Origin of the sequence: Azospirillum griseum (assembly GCF_003966125.1) — a bacterium.
Lineage (GTDB): Bacteria > Pseudomonadota > Alphaproteobacteria > Azospirillales > Azospirillaceae > Azospirillum > Azospirillum griseum.
The window spans coordinates 221231-241111 of sequence record NZ_RXMA01000005.1 but is presented as its reverse complement, the minus strand read 5'-3'; the positions used below and the strand labels follow the sequence as shown (position 1 = coordinate 241111).

13 protein-coding genes are annotated in these 19881 nt (G+C 67.7%); 6 read left to right on the top strand and 7 right to left on the bottom strand.

Annotation, left to right across the window (positions count from 1 at the left end; genetic code table 11):
• Positions 1 to 26: 26 nt before the first annotated feature.
• The 3 genes from EJ903_RS08170 to EJ903_RS08160 all read left to right on the top strand — a co-directional run bounded on the left by EJ903_RS08170 (position 27) and on the right by EJ903_RS08160 (position 4581).
• Positions 27 to 1718: a methyl-accepting chemotaxis protein gene (locus tag EJ903_RS08170; RefSeq protein WP_126613937.1), complete on the top strand. Its 1692-nt coding sequence runs from the start codon at positions 27 to 29 to the stop codon at positions 1716 to 1718.
• A gap of 101 nt (positions 1719 to 1819) precedes the next feature.
• Entirely contained in the window at positions 1820 to 3310 is a 1491-nt protein-coding gene (gene zwf, locus EJ903_RS08165) for a glucose-6-phosphate dehydrogenase (RefSeq protein WP_126613935.1), read from the top strand.
• 122 nt (positions 3311 to 3432) lie between these two features.
• On the top strand, positions 3433 to 4581 hold the full coding sequence (locus tag EJ903_RS08160; protein WP_126613933.1) for a porin: 1149 nt from the start codon (positions 3433 to 3435) through the stop codon (positions 4579 to 4581).
• Positions 4582 to 4817: 236 nt separating this feature from the next.
• Here the strand turns inward: EJ903_RS08160 and EJ903_RS08155 are convergent, their stop codons facing one another.
• Positions 4818 to 5042 (bottom strand): hypothetical protein, encoded by a 225-nt coding sequence (locus EJ903_RS08155; RefSeq protein ID WP_126613931.1) that lies wholly within the window; start codon positions 5040 to 5042, stop codon positions 4818 to 4820.
• A 236-nt stretch (positions 5043 to 5278) separates the two neighbouring features.
• Between EJ903_RS08155 and EJ903_RS08150 the strand changes: the two genes are divergently transcribed.
• Positions 5279 to 6295, top strand: a complete 1017-nt coding sequence (locus EJ903_RS08150) for a zinc-binding alcohol dehydrogenase family protein (RefSeq protein ID WP_126613929.1) — start codon at positions 5279 to 5281, stop codon at positions 6293 to 6295.
• A gap of 21 nt (positions 6296 to 6316) precedes the next feature.
• On the opposite strand, the gene EJ903_RS08145 is transcribed toward EJ903_RS08150, so the two are convergent.
• Complete coding sequence (locus EJ903_RS08145; protein ID WP_126613927.1) at positions 6317 to 7222, bottom strand: LysR substrate-binding domain-containing protein; 906 nt, start codon at positions 7220 to 7222, stop codon at positions 6317 to 6319.
• 148 nt (positions 7223 to 7370) lie between these two features.
• Here EJ903_RS08145 and EJ903_RS08140 point away from each other — a divergent pair, with 148 nt between their 5' ends.
• Both EJ903_RS08140 and EJ903_RS08135 read left to right on the top strand, forming a co-directional pair.
• Positions 7371 to 7895, top strand: coding sequence for a substrate-binding domain-containing protein (locus tag EJ903_RS08140; RefSeq protein WP_126613925.1), 525 nt, complete (start codon positions 7371 to 7373; stop codon positions 7893 to 7895).
• A gap of 110 nt (positions 7896 to 8005) precedes the next feature.
• Positions 8006 to 10570 (top strand): GGDEF and EAL domain-containing protein, encoded by a 2565-nt coding sequence (locus tag EJ903_RS08135; RefSeq protein ID WP_158627897.1) that lies wholly within the window; start codon positions 8006 to 8008, stop codon positions 10568 to 10570.
• Positions 10571 to 10574: 4 nt separating this feature from the next.
• Here EJ903_RS08135 and EJ903_RS08130 read toward each other — a convergent pair whose 3' ends face one another.
• The 5 genes from EJ903_RS08130 to EJ903_RS08110 all read right to left on the bottom strand — a co-directional run bounded on the left by EJ903_RS08130 (position 10575) and on the right by EJ903_RS08110 (position 19637).
• Positions 10575 to 12131: a helicase HerA domain-containing protein gene (locus EJ903_RS08130; RefSeq protein ID WP_126613921.1), complete on the bottom strand. Its 1557-nt coding sequence runs from the start codon at positions 12129 to 12131 to the stop codon at positions 10575 to 10577.
• A 119-nt stretch (positions 12132 to 12250) separates the two neighbouring features.
• On the bottom strand, positions 12251 to 15094 hold the full coding sequence (locus tag EJ903_RS08125; protein ID WP_126613919.1) for a PAS domain-containing hybrid sensor histidine kinase/response regulator: 2844 nt from the start codon (positions 15092 to 15094) through the stop codon (positions 12251 to 12253).
• 52 nt (positions 15095 to 15146) lie between these two features.
• Positions 15147 to 15989, bottom strand: a complete 843-nt coding sequence (locus EJ903_RS08120; protein WP_210211402.1) for a phosphate/phosphite/phosphonate ABC transporter substrate-binding protein — start codon at positions 15987 to 15989, stop codon at positions 15147 to 15149.
• A 206-nt stretch (positions 15990 to 16195) separates the two neighbouring features.
• Complete coding sequence (locus tag EJ903_RS08115) at positions 16196 to 18289, bottom strand: methyl-accepting chemotaxis protein (RefSeq protein ID WP_126613915.1); 2094 nt, start codon at positions 18287 to 18289, stop codon at positions 16196 to 16198.
• Between the two features lie 79 nt (positions 18290 to 18368).
• The gene (locus EJ903_RS08110) at positions 18369 to 19637 is read right to left on the bottom strand and encodes a branched-chain amino acid ABC transporter substrate-binding protein (RefSeq protein ID WP_126613913.1); all 1269 of its coding nucleotides are present in this window, start codon (positions 19635 to 19637) and stop codon (positions 18369 to 18371) included.
• Positions 19638 to 19881: the final 244 nt, after the last annotated feature.

The following is a 19881-nucleotide window of genomic DNA, read 5'->3' as shown; positions in this document are numbered from 1 at the left end:
GCCGTCCTGTCCCAAAGGGTTCCGCCATGCTCGCCACGCTTCGCATGAGAGGGAAGATCATCATCATCGTCGCGGCGATGGCCCTGCTGTGCGGGGTCGTCGGCGGCATCGGCGTGGTCGGGATGACGGAGATCGGCGCGGCGGCGGAGCGCATCGCCCTGTCCGGCGACGTCATCAAGACCGGCGCCCGCCTCAGCACCAACGTGGTGGCGATGAACCGGGCGGAGGGCCGCATGGCGATGAACCCGGCGGAGACGGCCGAGGCGTCGCTCGCCCTCCAGGACGCCAGCCGCCAATTCGCCCAGCGCGTCGCGCTGCTCAACGGCATGGTCGCGGCGGAGCACAAGGATGCGTTGGCCGCGATCACCGCCGCCCACCGCGCCTATATGGGCCAGACCCTGCAAACCATGCAGTTGGCGCGCAAGGCCAAGGACTCCCGCCGGGAGGAGGACCGCGCCGCCGTGGTCGCCAGCGTGCAGAAATCCAGCGAACTGGTCAGCGAACTGGACCGCAAGATCAAGACGTTCACCGACGCGCTCGACACCGACGGCATCCGCATCAACGACGCGGCGGCGGAGCAGCGCCAGACCCTGACCATCGCCATGGCGGCGGTGGCGCTGGGCGGCATTCTGTTGAGCACGCTCTACGGCCTGATCGTCGCCAAGCTCGGCTTGACCAACCCGGTGCGCGCCATCGTCCGCGACCTGATGCAATTGGCCGACGGCGCGCTGGACATCACGCTGTACGGAACCACCCGCAAGGACGAGCTGGGCGACATTGCCCGCGCCTCGGCCGTGTTGCAGACCACCGCGTTGACCGCCCGCCGTCTGGCCGCCGAGCAGGAGGGCGACCGTCTGGCCCGCGAGGCCCGCGCCCAGACCATCGAACAGCTCGCCCAGTCGTTCGACGAGGCGGTGTCCGGCAAGCTGCACGCGATGGCCGACGCCGCCGCCCAGATGGCGGAGGTCGCCCATGGGCTGGCCAACAGCGTCGCGGTGGGCACCGACAAGGCGGCGACCGTCACCTCGGCCACCGCGCAGGTCTCGGGCTGCGTCCAGACCGTCGCCGCGTCGGCGGAGCAGTTGAGCGCCTCGATCAGCGAGATCGGTCGCCAGATCGGCCAATCGACCCGCAGCACCCGGCAGGCCATCGACGAGGTGACGCAGGCCAACACCGCCATCTCCAGCGTGGTCGAACGGTCGATCGGCATCAGCGACGTGGTGGGCGTCATCACCGCCATCACCGCGCAGATCAACCGTCTGGCCCTGAACGCCACCATCGAGGCCGCAAGGGCAGGCAACGCGGGCAAGGGCTTCGCCGTGGTCGCGACCGAGGTGAAGACCCTGGCCCAGCAGACCGCCCGCGCCACCGACGACATCATCCGCCAGATCGCCGCCCTGCAAAGCGCGACCGAAGGGTCGGTGGCCGTCATCACCCGCGTGGTCCAGCGCATCGACGAGATCAACCACGTCACCAACGCCATTGCCGCAGCGGTGGAGCAGCAATCCGCCGCCACCGCCGACATCGCCCGCAACATCCAGACCACCGCGTTGGGCACGCAGGAGGCCGCTGCCAGCATCGCCAGCGTCAGCGCGGCGTCCGCCGAAAACGGCGCGGCGGCGGGGTTGGTGCTCGCCTCCTCGCAAGCCCTGTCCGACGAAACCAGCCGCGTGAAGGCGGAAATCGCCACCTTCCTGCGCGACATCAAGGCCGCCTGAATGACCGCAACGCCCCGGCGCTGACCGCCCGCTTTCCCAGCCCTTCCTCCCGAAGCTCCCGTTTGACGACGCCGGCCCCCCGGCGGCGCGAGGCCCCGCTCATGTCTTCTCCGTCCCCCCACATCGCGCCGTTCGACTACGTCGTCTTTGGCGGAACCGGCGATCTGGCGATGCGCAAGCTGCTGCCCGCGCTGTTTCACCGCGAGTTGGACGGCCAATTGCCGACCGATGGGCGGATCATCGCCGTCGCGCGCGGGGCGATGGACGAGGAGTCCTACCGCGCCCAGGTGCGCGACGCGCTCGACCGCCATGTCGGCGCGGCGCTGACCGATGAGGCGTGGGCGACCTTCGCCCGCCGCCTGTCCTACGCGGCGGTGGACGCGCGCAGCGGCGAGGGGTGGCGCGCGCTGGGCGCGACGCTGGACCAGCACCCCGAACGCGTCCGCGTCTTCTATCTGGCCACGGCACCCGACCTGTTCGGCCCGATCAGCCAGCGCCTGCACGATGTCGGGGCCATCACCGCGCGGTCGCGCGTGGTGCTGGAAAAGCCGCTGGGCCATGATCTGGCGTCGGCCCGCCGCATCAACGACGAGGTCGGGCGCGTCTTCACCGAATCCCAGATTTTCCGCATCGACCATTATCTGGGCAAGGAGACGGTGCAGAATCTGTTGGCGCTGCGCTTTGCCAACGCCCTGTTCGAACCGCTGTGGTCCAGCGCCTGGATCGACCATGTGCAGATCACCGTGGCCGAGACCGTCGGGGTGGAAAATCGCGGCGGCTATTACGACGGCTCCGGCGCGCTGCGCGACATGGTGCAGAACCACCTGTTGCAGTTGCTCTGCCTGGTCGCCATGGCCCCGCCCGCCACGCTCGACCGCGACGCGGTGCGCGACGAGAAGCTGAAGATCCTGCGCGCGCTTGCCCCCATCGAAGGGGCCGACGTCGATCTGCTGACCGTGCGCGGCCAGTACCGCGCCGGGGCGATCGATGGGCAGCCGGTCCCCGGCTATCTGTCCGAACCGCTGGTCGGGACGGAGAGCGCGACCGAAACCTTTGTCGCCCTGAAGACCGAAATCCGCGATTGGCGGTGGGCCGGGGTTCCCTTCTACCTGCGCAGCGGCAAGCGGCTGGGGGCGAAAGTCTCGGAAATCGTCATCGCCTTCAAACCGATCCCGCACAGCATCTTCCCCGCCGCCGCCGGTGGGGTGGTCCCGAACCGGCTGGTCGTGCGCCTGCAACCCGACGAACACATCCGCCTGCATCTGATGACGAAGGAGCCGGGGCCGGGCGGGATGCGCCTGCGCGAGGCCGCCCTCAACCTCAGCTTCGCCGAAACCTTCAAGAGCCGCTTCCCCGACGCCTATGAACGGCTGCTGATGGACGTGGTGCGCGGCAACCCCACCCTGTTCATGCGCCGCGACGAGGTGGAGGCCGCCTGGTCCTGGGCCGAACCCATCCTGGACGCCTGGGCGCGCGACCCGCGCCGCCCGCACCCCTACACCGCCGGAACCTGGGGGCCGTCCGCCGCCATCGCCCTGATCGAGCGCGACGGCCGGACCTGGATCGACGATCACGACCGGCCGGGCGGGTGAGCCAGCCCCAAACGACACACCGGAACATCGCGACGGCCTCCGGGCCGAACACGCGGTCACGAAACAGCCGATCACGGCTGTGGCAGGAAACACACTGCGCATTACCCATGGAGGAACACTGAATGTCACGTCTGGTTCTCTCGCTCGGCGTCGCCGCCGTCGCTCTCACCGCTGGCGCGGCGACCCCGGCCTTTGCCCAGTCGAAATCCAAGTTCGACATCACCATCGGCGGCGATGCGTTCTTTGAAGCGGGCATCACCGGCCAGGACCGCGACAGCGGTCTGCGCGCCACCGAATTCCGCAACCGTCTGCGCCTGGTCGTCACCCCGGTTGCCAAGGCCGACAACGGCCTGGAGTATGGCGGGCGCATCCGTCTGGTGACGGACCCCAGCCGCAGCATGGTCAGCGACCGTGCCTTTATGTTCGTCAATGGCGGCTTTGGCACGGTCAGCGCCGGTCAGCAGAACGGCCTGTCGGACGAATACGCCATCATCGCCCCGTCGGATTGGGGCACGGGCGGCGTGGACGGCGACATGCAGGCATTCCTGGGCGGCACCGGCAGCAACCTGCCGGGCACGGCTGGCAACCTGCGCACGCTGGTGTCGGGCAATGTTGCCACCCGCATCACCTACCTGACGCCGAAATTCTCCGGCTTCCAGTTCGGTGTCACCTATCAACCGACCACCGACAGCCAGAACACCGACATCAACCGCCGGAAGACCGCCGCCCCCAGCGGCAACCTGACCGGGGCCTACAGCGACGTGTACGAAGTCGGCGGCAACTACGCCGGGACCTTCGGCGACGTCAGCCTGGGGGCCAGCCTGTATTATCTCGGCGGCACGGCGAAGAACTCCTCCACCTCGACCGCGACCTTTGAAAACCTGTCCTCGACCATGGCGGGCCTCTCGGTCGGCTATGGCGGTTTCAAGGTCGGCGGCAGCTACGCCTGGTCGGGCAAGAGCGGCTACGCCAAGCGCACCACCACCCTGGCGGCCACCAGCCGCGAGGCGCAGAACGTCTGGACGCTCGGCGGGCAATACACCGTCGGCGCGATCACGGTCGGTGCCACCTATCTCAACGCCCAGGACGCGGGCAGCCTGACCGTCGCGGGCAAGAACCAGTTCCAGCAATACGTCGTCGGCGCGAAGTATGTCATCGCCCCCGGCCTGTCGGTCGGCGGCGAGTACAATTACTTCAAGCTGAACTCCGACGTCGCCGCCAACAAGGACAAGGGCAACGTGGTGCTGTTCACCACCAACCTGGCCTTCTGATCGTCGGCGGATTGAGGCTCGACCGGCCTTTTTCGAGACGTGGGCCGGTTGTTGCAGCGGTTCGGGTCGGCGTCGCCACGGTGCGCCGTCGGCGTCGGCCCGGATCGCGTCCATGGGCCTGACGGCTCATGAACGTCTCTTTGTGGTGTTGTCCTCCAGCCTCTCGCAATCTCCTGGGGAGAGGTTTCCCTTGACAGCCGGGTGCCGCAAGCGCCCGGCTTTTTTTTTGCCGACGCTCACCAACCGTGACGATGGTGGTGATGCCAGGGCCGGGCGTAGCGCGGACGCTCATAGACCACGGGCGGCGGCGGCGCGTAGTAGCGCGGGCCAACCACGACCGGCGGCCGGTAGGCCGGGACGGGATCCGCGTAATAGGCGCGGTGATGGTGGACGCAGCCCGTCACCATCAGCAGCAGGGCGGACAGGGCGGCAAGGCGAAGGGGGTTGGGGAGCGTGCGCATGGCGGTGGACCTGCTGGGCGGAACCGGTTGAAACGGGAGCGTGTGCGGGAAAGCCAATAGGGCCGTGTCTGAACAAACACGCCGCCGGAGCGCCTATTCCCACCGCGACGGGCCGCATGGCCTTTGGTCCAATAAATTCACAAATCGCATTGATGAAAGAAAAACTATGAATTTCTGAAATTCAAGGAAACGGGGCAGGCTGCGGGTCATTCCCCCACACACTGGATGATCCGACCATGAAGGCCATCGGCTACCGCGCGTCCCTGCCCGTCACCAACCCCGACTCCCTGATCGACGTCACGCTCGACACCCCCAAGCCGACCGGGCGCGACCTGCTGGTGCGGGTGCGCGCCGTGTCGGTCAACCCGGTGGATGTGAAGCTGCGCGCCAACGTTGCCCCCGCCGACGGGGCGTTGCGCGTTCTGGGCTTCGACGCCGCCGGAACCGTCGAGGCGGTTGGGCCGGACGTCACCGACTTCCGCCCCGGCGACCGGGTGTTCTACGCCGGGGCCATCGACCGCCCCGGCACCAACAGCGAATTCCATCTGGTGGACGAGCGCATCGTCGGCCCATCCCCCGCCAGCCTGTCGGACGCCGAGGCCGCCGCCCTGCCGCTGACCGCGATCACCGCCTGGGAAATGCTGTTCGACCGCTTGGGATTGCAGCAGGGGCCGGAGGCGGAGGCCGGGCGCACCCTGCTGATCGTCGGCGGGGCGGGCGGGGTCGGTTCCATCGCCGTGCAGTTGGCCCGGCGGTTGACCGGCATCCGCGTCATCGCCACCGCCTCCCGCCCGGAAACGGCGGCCTGGGTGCGGGAGCTGGGCGCGCACGACGTGATCGACCATTCCGCCTCGATCCCCGACCAGATCCGCGCCCTGGGCCTGGACGGTGTCGACCGGATCTTCGTCACCACCGGCACCGACCAGCATTTCACCGCGCTGGCCGACATCGTCGCCCCGCAGGGCCGCATCGGGCTGATCGACGATCCCGGCCTGATCGACGTCCGCCTGTTGAAGCGCAAGGCGGTGTCGCTGCATTGGGAGATGATGTTCGCCCGCTCGCTGTTCCAAACCGCCGACATGGCCGAACAGCAGGCGCTGCTGCGCGCGGTGTCGCGACTGGTCGATGCCGGGACGCTGCGGACGACGCTGACCGACACGCTGGGCCGGATCGACGCCGCCACCCTGCGCCGGGCGCACGCGCTGATCGAAACCGGGACCGCGCGCGGCAAGATCGTGCTGGAAGGCTTCTGACGACGAAACATCCGCCCGGCGTCACGCCGCGTCGGGAACCGGGACCAGCGCCGGGCGACCGGCGCGACGCATGGTCGCCAGACTGTCCAGAATGAAGCCGACCAGCGGTTCGGCGAGGCGGCGGTTGCGCGCCGTCTCGCCGAAAATCGCCATGTCCACCTCGCCCAACTCCGGCAAGCCCTCCTCCACCCCCAACCGCCGCGCGCCGTCGGGAACGGAGGATTCGCTCAACACCGCCACTCCCAGACCGGCGCGGACGGCGGCCTGCACCCCCATGACGCTGCCGCTGGTGTAGACGATGCGCCAGGGCCGCCCGATCGCCCCCAACGCCTCCACCCCCCGGTTGCGGAACACGCAAGGAGCGGGCAGCGCGCACAGCGGCAGGGGCAGCGCCGGGTCGATCTCCAGCGTGTCGGCGGCCACCCAGCGCATCGGCTCGCGCCAGATCACCCGGCCGCGCGGCTCGCCCGCGTCGCGCCGGGAAATCACCAGATCGAGATCGCCCGACTCCAGCCCCGTCACCAGATCGCCGCACATCCCCACCCGCAGATCGATGCGCAGGCGTGGGTAAATCCGGGCAAATTGCGTCAACACGCGCGGCAGATGTTCGGACAGGAAGTAATCGGCCACCCCAAGCCGCAATTCCCCCTCCGCCCCCGGTTCGCGGAAGCGGCGCACCGTTTCGTCGTTGAGATCCAGCAGACGGCGGGCGTAGCCCAGCAGCAGTTCGCCATCGTGGGTCAGGGCCAGCGACCGGCTGGTGCGGGCGAACACCCGCCGCCCCAGCGTGTCTTCCAGCTTCTTGATCTTGACGCTGATCGCCGATTGGGTGCGGCCCAACCGCTCCGCCGCCGCCGTGAAGCCCCCGGCGTCGGCCACCGTCACAAAGGCGCGCAGCGCGTCGATGTCCAGATCGGGAATCGTCATCGCCAGGCGCTCCTCGCTTCGGTCATTCCTGAAACAAATTGATGACCGGGAGCCTATCGCTGTTTCGGATGGATGGCGAGTCCTTCCCAACGCGGCCCGCCGTGCTACCGTGCCATTCCCTTCCGCCGCTTGCACGGACCGCTCGACGATGACCAACCGACGGATCGCCCTGTTCCTGGCCCTGCCCGCCAGCGCCCTGGCGCTGTCGGCCTGCCAGTTCCCCGCCTTCGACACCAAGCCGACCCGGCCCAACACCATCACCACCCCGGTGATCCCCGCCCCCACCCGGCCCCCGCCCGAGGCGCGCGGGATCTGGCTGGTCGGCAGCCCGGCCCTGCGCGGAGCGGTCCAGACGGCCGCCGCCGCCTTCGACGGCGGTCCCGACGCCAAGCCGCGCCTGACCGCCGGGGGCACCGCCGCCGGATTCCGCGCCTTCTGCGCCGGGGTCGGGCTGGACCACCCGGACATCGTCGCCGCCGACCGCCCGATCACCCCGGCGGAACGCAAACTCTGCCAGAGCAAGGGGGTGACGCTGACCGCCTATGAGCTGGGACCGAAACAGATCCTGTATGTGAAGGACGCCAACATGATGGCGGTCCCCGGCGTGCGCCCCTTCATCGACAGCCTGAACCGGCCCGGCCAGCCGGTCAGTGCCCCGCTCACCGGGAGTTGATGACAGCGCCGTTGACGCGTGCGGCATCCTGGGGCAGGAACGGTGATAGAGGCCCACACAGCGCAATTGATGACAGCGCAAGACCACAGGGCACGGAAAGACCAAGTGCGATGACAAGCGTGGCGATGACGCAGGCCCGACACACGCGGGACCGCCGCCGGAGGATGACCCTGCGCGGGTTGGCCAACCTGATGGTTGGCGGGTTGGTGATCGTTCTGGCGGTGATGGCGATCATCGGCACGATGATGCTGAACGGCATCCGCGACGTGGAAGAGAGTTGGAACGCCTACGATCTCGGGGCCGCCACCAAGTCCGACGCGCTGTCGGAGCTGCGCTCCTATCTGGGCGCGGGGGGCGTGGTCGATCTGTTCCACGAATATCAAGTCCAGGGGCCGCGCGGCGCGCGAGCGGAGGTGGAGCGCGCGGTCGGGCTGGCGCGGGCCAATCTGGAAACCTACCGCTACACCACCACCACCTCGGCGGAGGAGGAGCGGGCGATCACCGCCATCAGCGACACGCTCGACGCCGTCATCACCCGCCTGCCGCAGATCGAGGCCGGACACGCCGCCAACCAGTACACCCACATCCTGCTGCGCGACACCGCCGTCGATTTCAGCCCGACGGTGGAGGCGTTGCGCCTGCTGGATGGCCAGCTCAGCCGCGACCGGGCGTCGCTGGGGGCGACCAACCGCGCCGTCATCGACCGCCAGCAACGGATTCTCGCCGTCGGCGGTGGGGTGGCGGCGGTGATGCTGCTGGTGCTCGCCGTCTTCCTGGTGGTCGTCACGCACCGGCGTGTGCTGGTCCCGCTCGCCCGGTTGATGGAGGAATCGCGCCGTCTGGCCCGGCGTCAACTGGACCAGCCCTTTGTCTGGACCCGGCGGGACGAGTTGGGCCAGTTGGGCCGCACGCTGGAGGACAGCCGCTCCGCGCTCGCCGCGTTGTTTTCCGCCATCGATGAGAAAACCCAGCGCCTGACCGACAGCGAGCAGCGCTACGCCATGGCCGCCGCCGCCACCAACGATGGCCTGTGGGATTGGGATTCGGTGAGGGGGAACGGCTATGCATCGCCCCGTCTGCACCAGATGCTGGGGCTGACTGACGGCGCGCTGAACTCCTTTGAACGGTTCCTGAGCGTCATCCACCCCGACGATGTGGAGCGCGTCCGCCAGCAGTGGCGCGATGTCACCAACGATTGCGGGCGCAACGGCTTCGAGTTGGAGTTCCGCTTTCGCCAGCCGGATGGTGGTGAAGGCTGGATGTTGACCCGCAGCGTCGTGCAACGGGACGAGCAGGGCCACGCCATCCGCATCGTCGGCTCGTCCACCGACATCACCCGGCGCAAGGCGGCCGAACAGGCGCTGATCCATCAGGCCACCCACGATTACCTGACCGGCCTGCCCAACCGCGCCTTTCTGATCGACTGGCTGCGCGCGGCGATGGAAGGCGACCGGGCGGAACGGCACGGCATCGCCCTGCTCTTCCTCGACCTCGACGGCTTCAAGGTCATCAACGACTCGTTGGGCCACGCCGTCGGCGACCGGCTGCTGATCGCCGTGGCCGACCGCATCTCCGCCCATCTGGCAGCGGGGGAATTCGCCGTGCGCCTGGGCGGGGACGAGTTCGTCGTCGTCACCCACGGGGAGGAGGCGGCACTCGCCGGGGCCGAACGGTTGGAACAGGCGCTGACCACCCCCTTCCGCATCGACGAGATGGAGCTGCGCACCTCCACCAGCATCGGCGTGGCCATCGACGACGGGCTGGCCAGCGACCCGGTCAGCCTGCTGCGCGACGCCGACATCGCGCTGTACCGCGCCAAGGAGCATGGCCGGGCGCGGACGGAGGTGTTCACCGCCGCCCTGCGCGACGCCATCCTGATCCGCCACCGCCTGCAAAACGACCTGACCCGCGCCATCGAGGAGCGGGAGGTCTTCCTGCTCTACCAACCCATCGTGTCGCTGGCCGACGGTCGCCTGACCGGCTTCGAGGCGTTGGTGCGCTGGCGGCATCCCGAGCTTGGCCTGATCGGCCCCGACCGTTTCATCCCCATCGCCGAGGAAACCGGCCAGATTCTGCCGCTGGGCCGCTTCGTGCTGGAGGAGGCGGTGCGCAACCTGACGCGCTGGCGCGCCGACACCGGTCTGCCGCTGTCGGTCAACGTCAATCTGTCCGCCCGCCAGATGTGGGACGCCGGTTACGTGGACGACATGCTGGCGTGGTTGCGCGGCACCGGCTGCGCCGGTCTGAAGATCGAAGTCACCGAAAGCATGACCATGACCGACCCGGACCGCGCCCTGGCGATTCTGGGCCGCTTCCACGATCTGGGCATCCCGCTGTGCATGGATGATTTCGGCACCGGCTATTCCTCGCTGTCCTATCTCGGCCGCTTTCCCTTCGACGTGCTGAAGATTGACAAGAGCTTCGTCCGCGACCTCGCCCCGGAGTCCGACCGGGCGCGGCTGGTGCGCGGCATCGTCAATCTGGCCCATGATCTGGGGCTGGACGTGGTGGGCGAAGGGGTGGAAACCGACGCCGAACAGGCGCTGCTCAACACGCTGGGCTGCGATTACGCCCAGGGCTACCGTTTTGCCCGCCCGCTGTCGTTGGAGGACGCCAACGGCTGGGTTGAACGGGCTAGGCCGCCGACACCCGCCGAAAACAGTCTCCAGACCTGAGCCGTCACCCCGCCGCGAACAGGTCGCCGTCGGCGGGGGCGTCGGCCCAATCGTCGGCGTTGGGATCACCCAGCGCGGTTTCCCACCCCAACGCGGGCAGGCTGATGGCGCGGGTGTTGCCCAGACCGCTGCGCGCGGCGATGAAGCCGCGCTGCTCCATATAGGTCAGCAAACGCCGCCCGCGCCCCTTGGACCGGCTGCCGCAGGCCCGCGCCACGTCGGCGTCCGACGGGCACGGCGCGTGATCCAGCGCGGCGCGGGCCAGCAGCAGGAACACCGGCTGGATGTCCTCCGGCAGGGTGGCGGCGGTGGCGGTGGCCCGTTCCCACGCCGGATCGGCGTCGGTTCCCGCCCCGGCCCGCGCGGTGGCCAGCCGACGGCGGAACGCGGGCAGCGCCAGCCGGTCGCCCTCCACCCCTTGCCGACGGCAGCGGACCAGGAAATCCTGATACAGCACGGCGATGGAGCGGTAGGCGGCCTCCGGGTCGGCCAGCACGTCGCGCAGCACCGCGTCGTACAGCGCCTCGCGCGCGGCGATCTCCTCGGCGGTTTCCTCCGGTTCGGGCGGCGGCGGGGGCATGGCGTCGTCCGCCGCGTCGTCCATCGGCGGCGGCGGGGCGCTGGCGCGGCCACGGGCCAGTTGCGCCATCAGATCGGCGCTGGCGGAGGTGGAGGGGCGGCGCACCGGGTAGCGCGCCGGTTCGCTCTCCGTCGCGGTGAAGATCAGGTCGCGCGCGTCCTCGCTGGGCGTGGTCGGCGGCGGCATCAGGGTCGGGCTGCCGGTGCGGCCCTGGGTTTCCACCGCCCCGATCCGCAAGGACAACGGGCGGCGCGACAGGGCCGGCCCCAGCGCGATGAAATGGCCGCGCTCCAGATCGCGGAACATCTCGGCCTGCCGCTTCTCCATGCCCAACAGGTCGGAGGCGCGGGCCATGTCGATGTCTAGAAAGGTGCGGCCCATCAGAAAGTTGGAGGCTTCCGCCGCCACATTCTTCGCCAGCTTGGCCAGGCGCTGGGTGGCGATCACCCCGGCCAGCCCGCGCTTGCGCCCTCGGCACATCAGGTTCGTCATCGCGCCCAGCGACACCTTGCGGGCCTCGTCCGACACCTCGCCCGCCGCCGACGGGGCGAAGAGTTGGGCCTCGTCCACCACCACCAGCATCGGATACCAGTAATCACGGTCGGCGTCGAACAGCCCGCCCAGAAAGGCGGCGGCGGCGCGCATCTGCATGTCCGAATCCAGCCCCTCCAGATTCAGCACCACCGAGACCCGGTGCTGACGCACCCGCGCGGCCACGGCTTGCAGGGCGGCTTCGGTGTGCTCGTCGGCCTCGACCACGACATGGCCGAAACGGTCGGCCAGCGTGACGAAATCCCCCTCCGGGTCGATGATCGCCTGCTGCACCCACGGCGCGCTCTGTTCGATCAGACGGCGCAGCAGGTGGGATTTGCCGGACCCGGAATTGCCCTGCACCAGCAAACGGGTGGCCAGCAACTCCTCAAGATCGAGCGTCGCGGCGGCCCCCGTGTTCGTCCGCCCCATGTCGATGCCGACCTTCATGCCCAACGCTCCCTGACCGTCCCGCTCCGGCCGCCCCACCCCGACCACCTGGCCGTCTTGGGGACCCCCAACCGTGAAGCGCCGTTCTATAGCGCACCGGGCCGGGGGGCGCGAGCCTGTCAATGCGGGGGCAGCCCTTCAAGGACCGCATCGGGCGCAGTTGGTGCCGGAACCGGGGCCAGCGGGCGGGTGGCCGCTTTTTCCATCGCCTCGGCCATCGCGGCGAACAGCAGCTTGGGCCGCACCGGCTTGGTCGCCAGCGCGTCCATCCCCACCTCCGCGCAGGTCGCCCAAGTGCCGCTGGAGGCGTGGGCGGTGAAGGCCACAATCGGCAGGGTGCCTTGCGGCGGCGGCATCTGGCGGATGCGTTGGGTCGCCATCAGCCCGTCCATCTCCGGCATCTGCAAATCCATCAGCACCAGATCGAACGGCTGTTGCATCACCGCGTCCACCGCCTCGATCCCGTTGGTGGCGAACGCGACGCTGTGACCGACCCGCGTCAGCATGGCGGCGGCGACGTTGCGGTTGACCTCGTTGTCATCGACCACCAGCACCCGCAAGGGGGGCAGCGCCGGATCGGCGGACGGAACACCGTTCGCCCCGCCCGGCGGCGGGGCCGGGGGCGACATGGGAAGAGAATGCGGGAGAGAATGCGGGAGCGACGGCGGCAGCGCCGTTCCGGTGTTGACCGCCGCGACCGTCAGCACCGTGGTGGAATCGGCGGCCCGGCAGGCGATGGTGAAGGTGAAGACGCTGCCCTGGCCCGGCGCGCTGTCCACCCGGATCGTCCCGCCCATCAGACGGCACAGATCCTTGCAGATCGCCAACCCCAGCCCGGTGCCGCCAAAGCGGCGGGTGATGGTGCTGTCGGCCTGGGTGAAGCGTTGGAACAGGGTGCGTTCGGCCTCCGGCGAAATGCCGATGCCGGTGTCCTCGATCTCGAATTCCATCATGAAGCGACCATCGGGCAGATCGGCCCCACGCCGCGCCCGCACAGCGACATAACCGCTGCTGGTGAATTTGATGGCGTTGCCCACCAGATTGAGCAGGATTTGCCGCAACCGCGCCGGGTCAGCGACGATCAGCGGCGGGACCGACGGCAGCATCCGGCTGGTCAGGGTCAGGCCCTTGTCCTCCGCCTTGGCCCGCAGCAGATGGACGACCGACTCGCAGACCGCTTCGGGGTCGCAGGGTTCCGGCTCGATGTCGATCCGCCCGGCCTCCAGCTTGGAGAAATCCAGAACGTCGTCGAGGATGCGCAGCAGCGCTTCCGCCGACTGGCGGGCCACCAGCACCTTGTCGCGCAGGTCGGGGGCGAGCGCTTCGTATTCCAGCAGCGTCAACATGCCCAGCACGCCGTTCATCGGCGTGCGGATTTCGTGGCTGATCGTGGTCAGGAAGTCCGATTTCGCCCGGCTGCCCGCCTCCGCCATCTCCTTGGCAAGCTGAAGGGTCTCTTCGTATTTCTTGCGTTCGGTGATGTCGCGGATGATGCCGATCACCTGCGGGATACCGACCGCGTTCAGATCGCCCAAGGCCAATTCGATGGGGAAGAGCGCGCCGTCGCCGCGCCGCCCGACCTCCTCATGGCTGCGCCCAGCCATGCTTGCGTCACCGGTTGGCGGAGCCACCGCGCCGTCCGCATCGGCGCCAGCAACAGCGGCGGCGGGGGGCGGGCCGGTCAGGCTGGCGACCGTGGCGGCGGTGGCCGCCGCCGCGCGGCTGACGACCAGATCGTTCAGCGACGCCCCCACCAGCGCGGCCCGGTCGGCGGCGAAGATCTCCACCGTGGCGCGGTTCACGTCCAGGATCACGCCATTCCGGTCGGCGATCACCACGCCCTCGCCCACCGCGTCGAGAATCGCCTTCAGATGCCGCTTGGCCAACTCCTGCGACTCGCGATAGGCGGTGCGCAAATCCTCCTCGGCCTGCTTCTGGGCGCTGATGTCCACATCGATGCAGATCCATTTCTCGATGGCGCGGGCGCTGTCATAGATCGGGACCACCGTGCGACTGAGCCACAGCGGGCTGCCGTCGCCGCGCACGGTGCAGACGTCGCCCCGCCACACACCATCGGGCGGCAGAAAGGGCGCGTCGCCGCTGCGCATCGCCTGACCGACCGCCTGTTCACGGGCCACGCCGACCGTGTCGCAATAGAGATCGTTGACCACGCTGATGCGGCCCTGCCCGTCGATCTCGCTGACGATGGCGGTCTGGTCGAGCGCGTTCTTGTGCTGGACCAGCGCGTCCATCAGCGCGTCGATGCGCTGGCCGAACTGGTTGCGCAGGCTGGCCGCCGTGCGGTTGACCATTTCGATGGCCTGCCGGATTTCCAGCGGCGCGTCTTGCGTCAACTGGGCCTGAGCGTCCAACTCACCGACCCGGATGCGCTCCTCCAACGCCTTCAGGTCGCTGAGGTTGGTCAACCAGCGCATCAGCAGGATGCGGACCACCGTCAACCCCAAGAGCAGGCTGGCCAAGGCCAACCCCAACGCCGCCTTGGTCAGTCCCCACAATTCCTCCGCCGCCGTGGCGATGTCGAAGGACAGGCGGAGCACACCGTAATCCTGCCCACCGGCGGCGATGACCCGGTTGACGTCGAACAGCCGATCCGCCAGCAGCTCCAACAGCCAGGGCGGCACATAGCCCCGCGTCTGCCCCTCCGCCCCCACCAGGATCGTCGCCCCCGACAGGTCGATGAAGGCGGCGCGGTCAAAGGGAGTCTGGCTGACCACGGTCTCCAGCATGCGCTTGACCGTGTCGTAATCGCCGATGATGACGCTTTCCTGGATGGTGCGCGCCATCACGTCGGTCAGCACGGTGGCGGTGGCCTGCACATCCTCCAACCGCTGGTACAGGTGATAGCGGTAGAACAGGAACAGGCCGGTCCCCAGCGCCATCAACAGAACCGCCGCATACAGCAGGAACAAGCGCGATCCGAGCGACTGCGGCAGGATTTTCAAGACTGCGCTCCCACGGGCCGTGGCGATGGGGGACGGTCCGGGACCGGTCCGCTCACTTCAGGAAATCGGGCGAGGTCCGGTGAAACTCCATGTAGGAGGCGTAATCCTCTTCCAACGCCGGAATGAAGGTGCGGAAGGGTTCCAGCTTCACGGTTTCCGACACCCGCTTGATGATCGCCGCCCCCGCTGGGTCGTTGGCCATGCCCAGAAAGGCGTCGGTCACGGCCTTCACGTCCGCCGCAGGAACCGACGGCGAGGCCATCAGCGCCAGATCGTTGAAGGGGCCGGAGGTCCACAGCGTGCGGAAGCTCTTTTTCTCCCGGCGGGCGTAGCCATCGACAAGCTGGGAGTTGACGCCGACCGCCTGCGCCTTGCCGCTGAACAGTTGGGCAAAGGCCCCGTCATGGTTGCCGCCAAACACCACCTTGACCGGAATCTTCTGTTCCAGCAGATGGGCGTAGGTGACTTTGTAGGCGATGAAGGCCTCGTTTCCGGGGAAAACGACCTCCTTGTTGGCCAACTGCGCCAGATCGGTGATCGGCGAGTCGGCGGCGGTCAGGATCTGGCCGTACACCGCCGGATAATCGCGGCGGACCAGCAGCTTCCACCCCATCTGACGGCGGTTTTCGTTGAACAGATGGTTGGTGAAGGCGAACTCCACCTCCTTGGCCAGCACAAAGCTGGTGGTGTCCGCCGAGGTGCGCCCGATCTTCAGGGACAGCTTCACCCCGGATTTGGACGAGATGTATTGGATGATCGGGTTCCAGTAGGACGCGGTCAGCTCGATCCCGAACTGATTGACCGGGGAGAATTTGTAGACTTTCTCCTCCGCCGCCCTTGCGGAGGTGGAAAGCGCCACCAACGACGCTGTCAACGACAGGGTGAGAACCGCCACAGCGCGCATCCATCGAACCAGCGTCATCGTTTCCTCTGCTTTTCCAAGACATTGATGCAGCGGCCACAACCCTAACGCATTTGGGCATCCGGGGGAATTGAGGTGAACCCTCAGACTTGCGCTCTGCCGTCGCAGCCAAACGAAAAACGGCGGTGCCCCAGGATGGGACCACCGCCGCTGATGCAGGCACAAGAATCGAGGTCAGGTCAGGCGGTGCGGATCTTTCCGACGAAGGCCTGCACCTCGTTGCGCAGATGCACCGACTGCTCGGTCAAAGTGCGCGAGGCATCCAGGACATTCTGCGCCATCCGCCCGGTTTCGCCCGACGCCAGGGTGACACCGCCGATGTTGGTGGTGACGTCGCGGGTCCCTTCGGCGGCCTGACGGATGTTTTCGGAGATCTCGGCGGTGACGAGGCTTTGCCGCTCCGCCGTGGCGGTGACGGCGACGACGTTGTCGTTGACCGTGTTGATCATCCGCGCAATCTCGCGGATCGCCTCCACCGCCGCGCCGGTGACATCCTGCATCTGCTGGATCTGCACGCGGATGTCATCGGTTGCCTTCGCCGTCTGGTTGGCAAGGTTCTTCACCTCCGACGCGACGACGACAAAACCCTTGCCCGCTTCACCCGCCCGCGCCGCTTCGATGGTGGCGTTCAGCGCCAGCAGGTTGGTCTGGCTGGCGATCTGCTGAATGAAGCCGGTGACGTCGCCAATCCGCTGGGCCGCCATCACCAGACCTTCCACCGTTTCGTTGGTGCGGTCGATCTGGCTGACGGCGGTGCGCGCGGTGTCGGCGGACAGGGTGATCTGCCGGGTGATCTCGTTGATCGAGAACACCAATTCATCCGCCGCCGCCGCCACCGTCTGCACGTTGGTCGTCGCCTGTTCCGACGCGGCGGCCACCGCCACGCTCTGGCGGCTGGTTTCCTCGGCGATGCCGGTCAACGACACCGCGTTCGATTCCAGATCCCCCGCGCCGGAGGACACCGCCCCGGCGATGCCCGACAGCGCCGCTTCGAAGCTGTCGGCCAGACGCGCCATTTCGGCGGCGCGCACGGCCACCGCACGCTCCTCCTGCTCGCGCCGCTCCTTTTCCATTTCGGCAACGCGCACGATGTTGCGCTGGAAGACCTCCAACGCGCGGTTGACCTGCCCGATCTCGTCCTTGCGCTCCACCCCGCCGATGGCAAAGCCATATTCGCCGTTCGCCAGCCGCCCGATGACGGCGACGGTGCGGGCGAGCGGTCGCCCGATCACCATCATGCCGACCAGACTGAGCAGGGCCGCCAGAATGACCAGCGTCACGACGCTGCCCGCCAGGGTCCAGTTCTGGATCATCCGGGCCGGTTCGTTGACCTTGTCGAACGGAATGGTGGTCAGCATGCCCCACGGTGTGCCGGTGGTCCCGATCGTGATGGGCGTCAGCACGTTCTGGACGGTGCCCAGAACGGAATCCTCGGTGACGAAATCGCTGCGCTGTCCGGCCTTCACCGCATCGACCACGCCCGACAGTTCCGGGGCGGAGGCCGTCACCGGCTTGCCCAGCGCGCCGCTCTGGTGGTGGGCCGCCCAGCTTCCCTTGTGCGACACCAGACTGATCCGGCCGGTGTCGAGCGGACGAACCCGGCCCAACGATTCGGAAAAACGGTCAAGCGGCAGGCTGAGACCGACCACGCCGATCACCCGGCGGTCGACGATGACCGGGGCGACCAGCGACACCATCAGCACCTTGCGGCTGCCGACCATGTATTCATAGGGTTCGGTGACGACCGGTTTGCGGGTTTCCTTGGGCTGGAAATAGAAGGCCGCTCCCGGATCGCCCGCCTTCGGTTCGTCAAAGGCGCGAACGTCGATCTGCCCCTTTTCCCGGAACCATTGGGCCAGAAAGCGCCCTTTGCTGTTGCAGCCGATGTCGTCGATGTGGTCGTTGTCGGGATCGATGGCGTTCGGCTCGAACCCGGCCCACAGGCTGAACAGATTCGGATCGCTTTCGAACATCGCCCGCATCACCTCGTTGTAGGCGTTGCGGTCGCTGACCCAACTGCGGCGCATCATGCCAAAGGCGTTGGCCAGCGCCTCCACCGTCGCCATGGCGCGGTTCAGATCGCCTTCGACGCTGGCGGCGTGATGTTCCCCCACCTCGCTGCTGTGGCGCAGGGCCAGATCGCCGATGATGCTGGTGTTGACCGTGGACAGGGCGGCCACGCCGCCGGCGAAAATGACCGCCAGCATGGCCACAGCCCACAAGATGAGCTTGCCGGTCAGGCTGCGCCCCGCGTTTGCAATTCGGTTCATCATGACGTGATGACTTTCACCTTGTCCCCATCTCCCAAACGCGGGGCGTCGCGGTGAACCGGACGCCCCGTCACAACGCCAGTCAGGGGCGCTGCATCACGCATTTGGCTTGCACGGGATAGACAACCTCCGCCGCCGGGATGACCTTCACCGGCTTGAAACCGATGTCGGTGCCATCCACCGGGTATTTCACGCCCTTCTCGACCCGCGACACCACGATGGGCAACAGCGCCTGATGGTCTTCCTTGCGGATGGCCAGCGGTCCCATTTCGGTGGTGACGGTGGTGTTTTCCAACGCTTGGGCGATGTCGTTGCCTTTGATCGCGCCGCCGTTGGGTTTGATCGTGTCCAGGGCCGCCGCCAGCGCCCGCAACGCGTTGACCGTGTTGGGCTCGACATAGACCGGCAGGTGTCCCGTCACCTTCAGGTAATCCTGCGCGAAAATTCCGTCGGTCAGTTCGATGTTGTAGGGGTGGGCGACGTAATGGCCCAACGCCCCTTCGCCCGCGTTGCTGATGTTGCCGACCTGATCAAGGAAGGTGGTGCCGAACCGCACCTTCAACCCGCCGTCGCCCGCCGCCTTCATCATCAGCAACAGATCGTTCGACCAGTTGCCGGTCAGCACGGTGTCCGGGTTGGCCGCCTTGATCTTGGCGATGAAGGGGGAGAAATCCTGGATGCGGGCCACGTCGTGCAGGACGCTTTCCACCACCTCGTACCCGCCGCGCGCGGCGTTGGCCTTGATCGCCGCCTCGACATCCTGGCCCCAGGAGTAGTTCTGGTTGATCGCGTACACACGCTTGCCCAGAACCCCTTCCTGATGCATCACGCTGACCAGAGCACCGATCCGCATCGGCGCCGTCGCCGAATAGCGGAAGGCGTGGAAATGGCACTTCTCGCCGGTCAGTTCCATCGCCTCGGCCCCGACGTTGAGGTAGACCACCTCCTTGCCCGGGTTCTTCCTGTTGTACTCGCGGATGTCGTCGGACAGTTGGGCGGCGATCAGGGACGAGGAGCCTTGCAGAACGATGTGCGCCCCCTCCGCCGCCGCTTGCAGAAACTTTTCCGACGCGCCCGAGGGTTTGCCGCCCGAGTTGTATTCGGTGACGATGACCTTTTCGCCATTGAAGCCGCCCCGGGCGTTCAGCGCGTCCAGCACATAACGGGCGGCGATCAGATAGGGGCGGCCGGTGGAGGCCTGCATGCCCGACAGGCTTTCGATCACCGCGATCCGCAGCGGTTCCGCCTGCGCGGTGGCGGTATGGCCCGCCGATAGGGCGACAACGGACGCAACAGCAAGCGCAAGACGGCCGAGAGTGGCAAGCGAGGCGGTTTGGAACGGGGCGCGCATCGAATCTTCCTTGGGTGGGGTGGCCTCCCCCGCCTGATTCGGCGCACAGGCAGAGACGAGAATCGACCGATCCTCGTGCAGCCGCGCTTGGCAGTCGAACGGTGAGGGATGATCGTGGGATAACCAAGGGTGAAGGACTCAAGGCACGCCCCGATGGCACGAAGCAACGCAAAGCCCATGATGACAGACGCCCTGGATTGGAACGTCCGCCACACGCTCACCCTGGTCGATTGGCAGAAGCAAT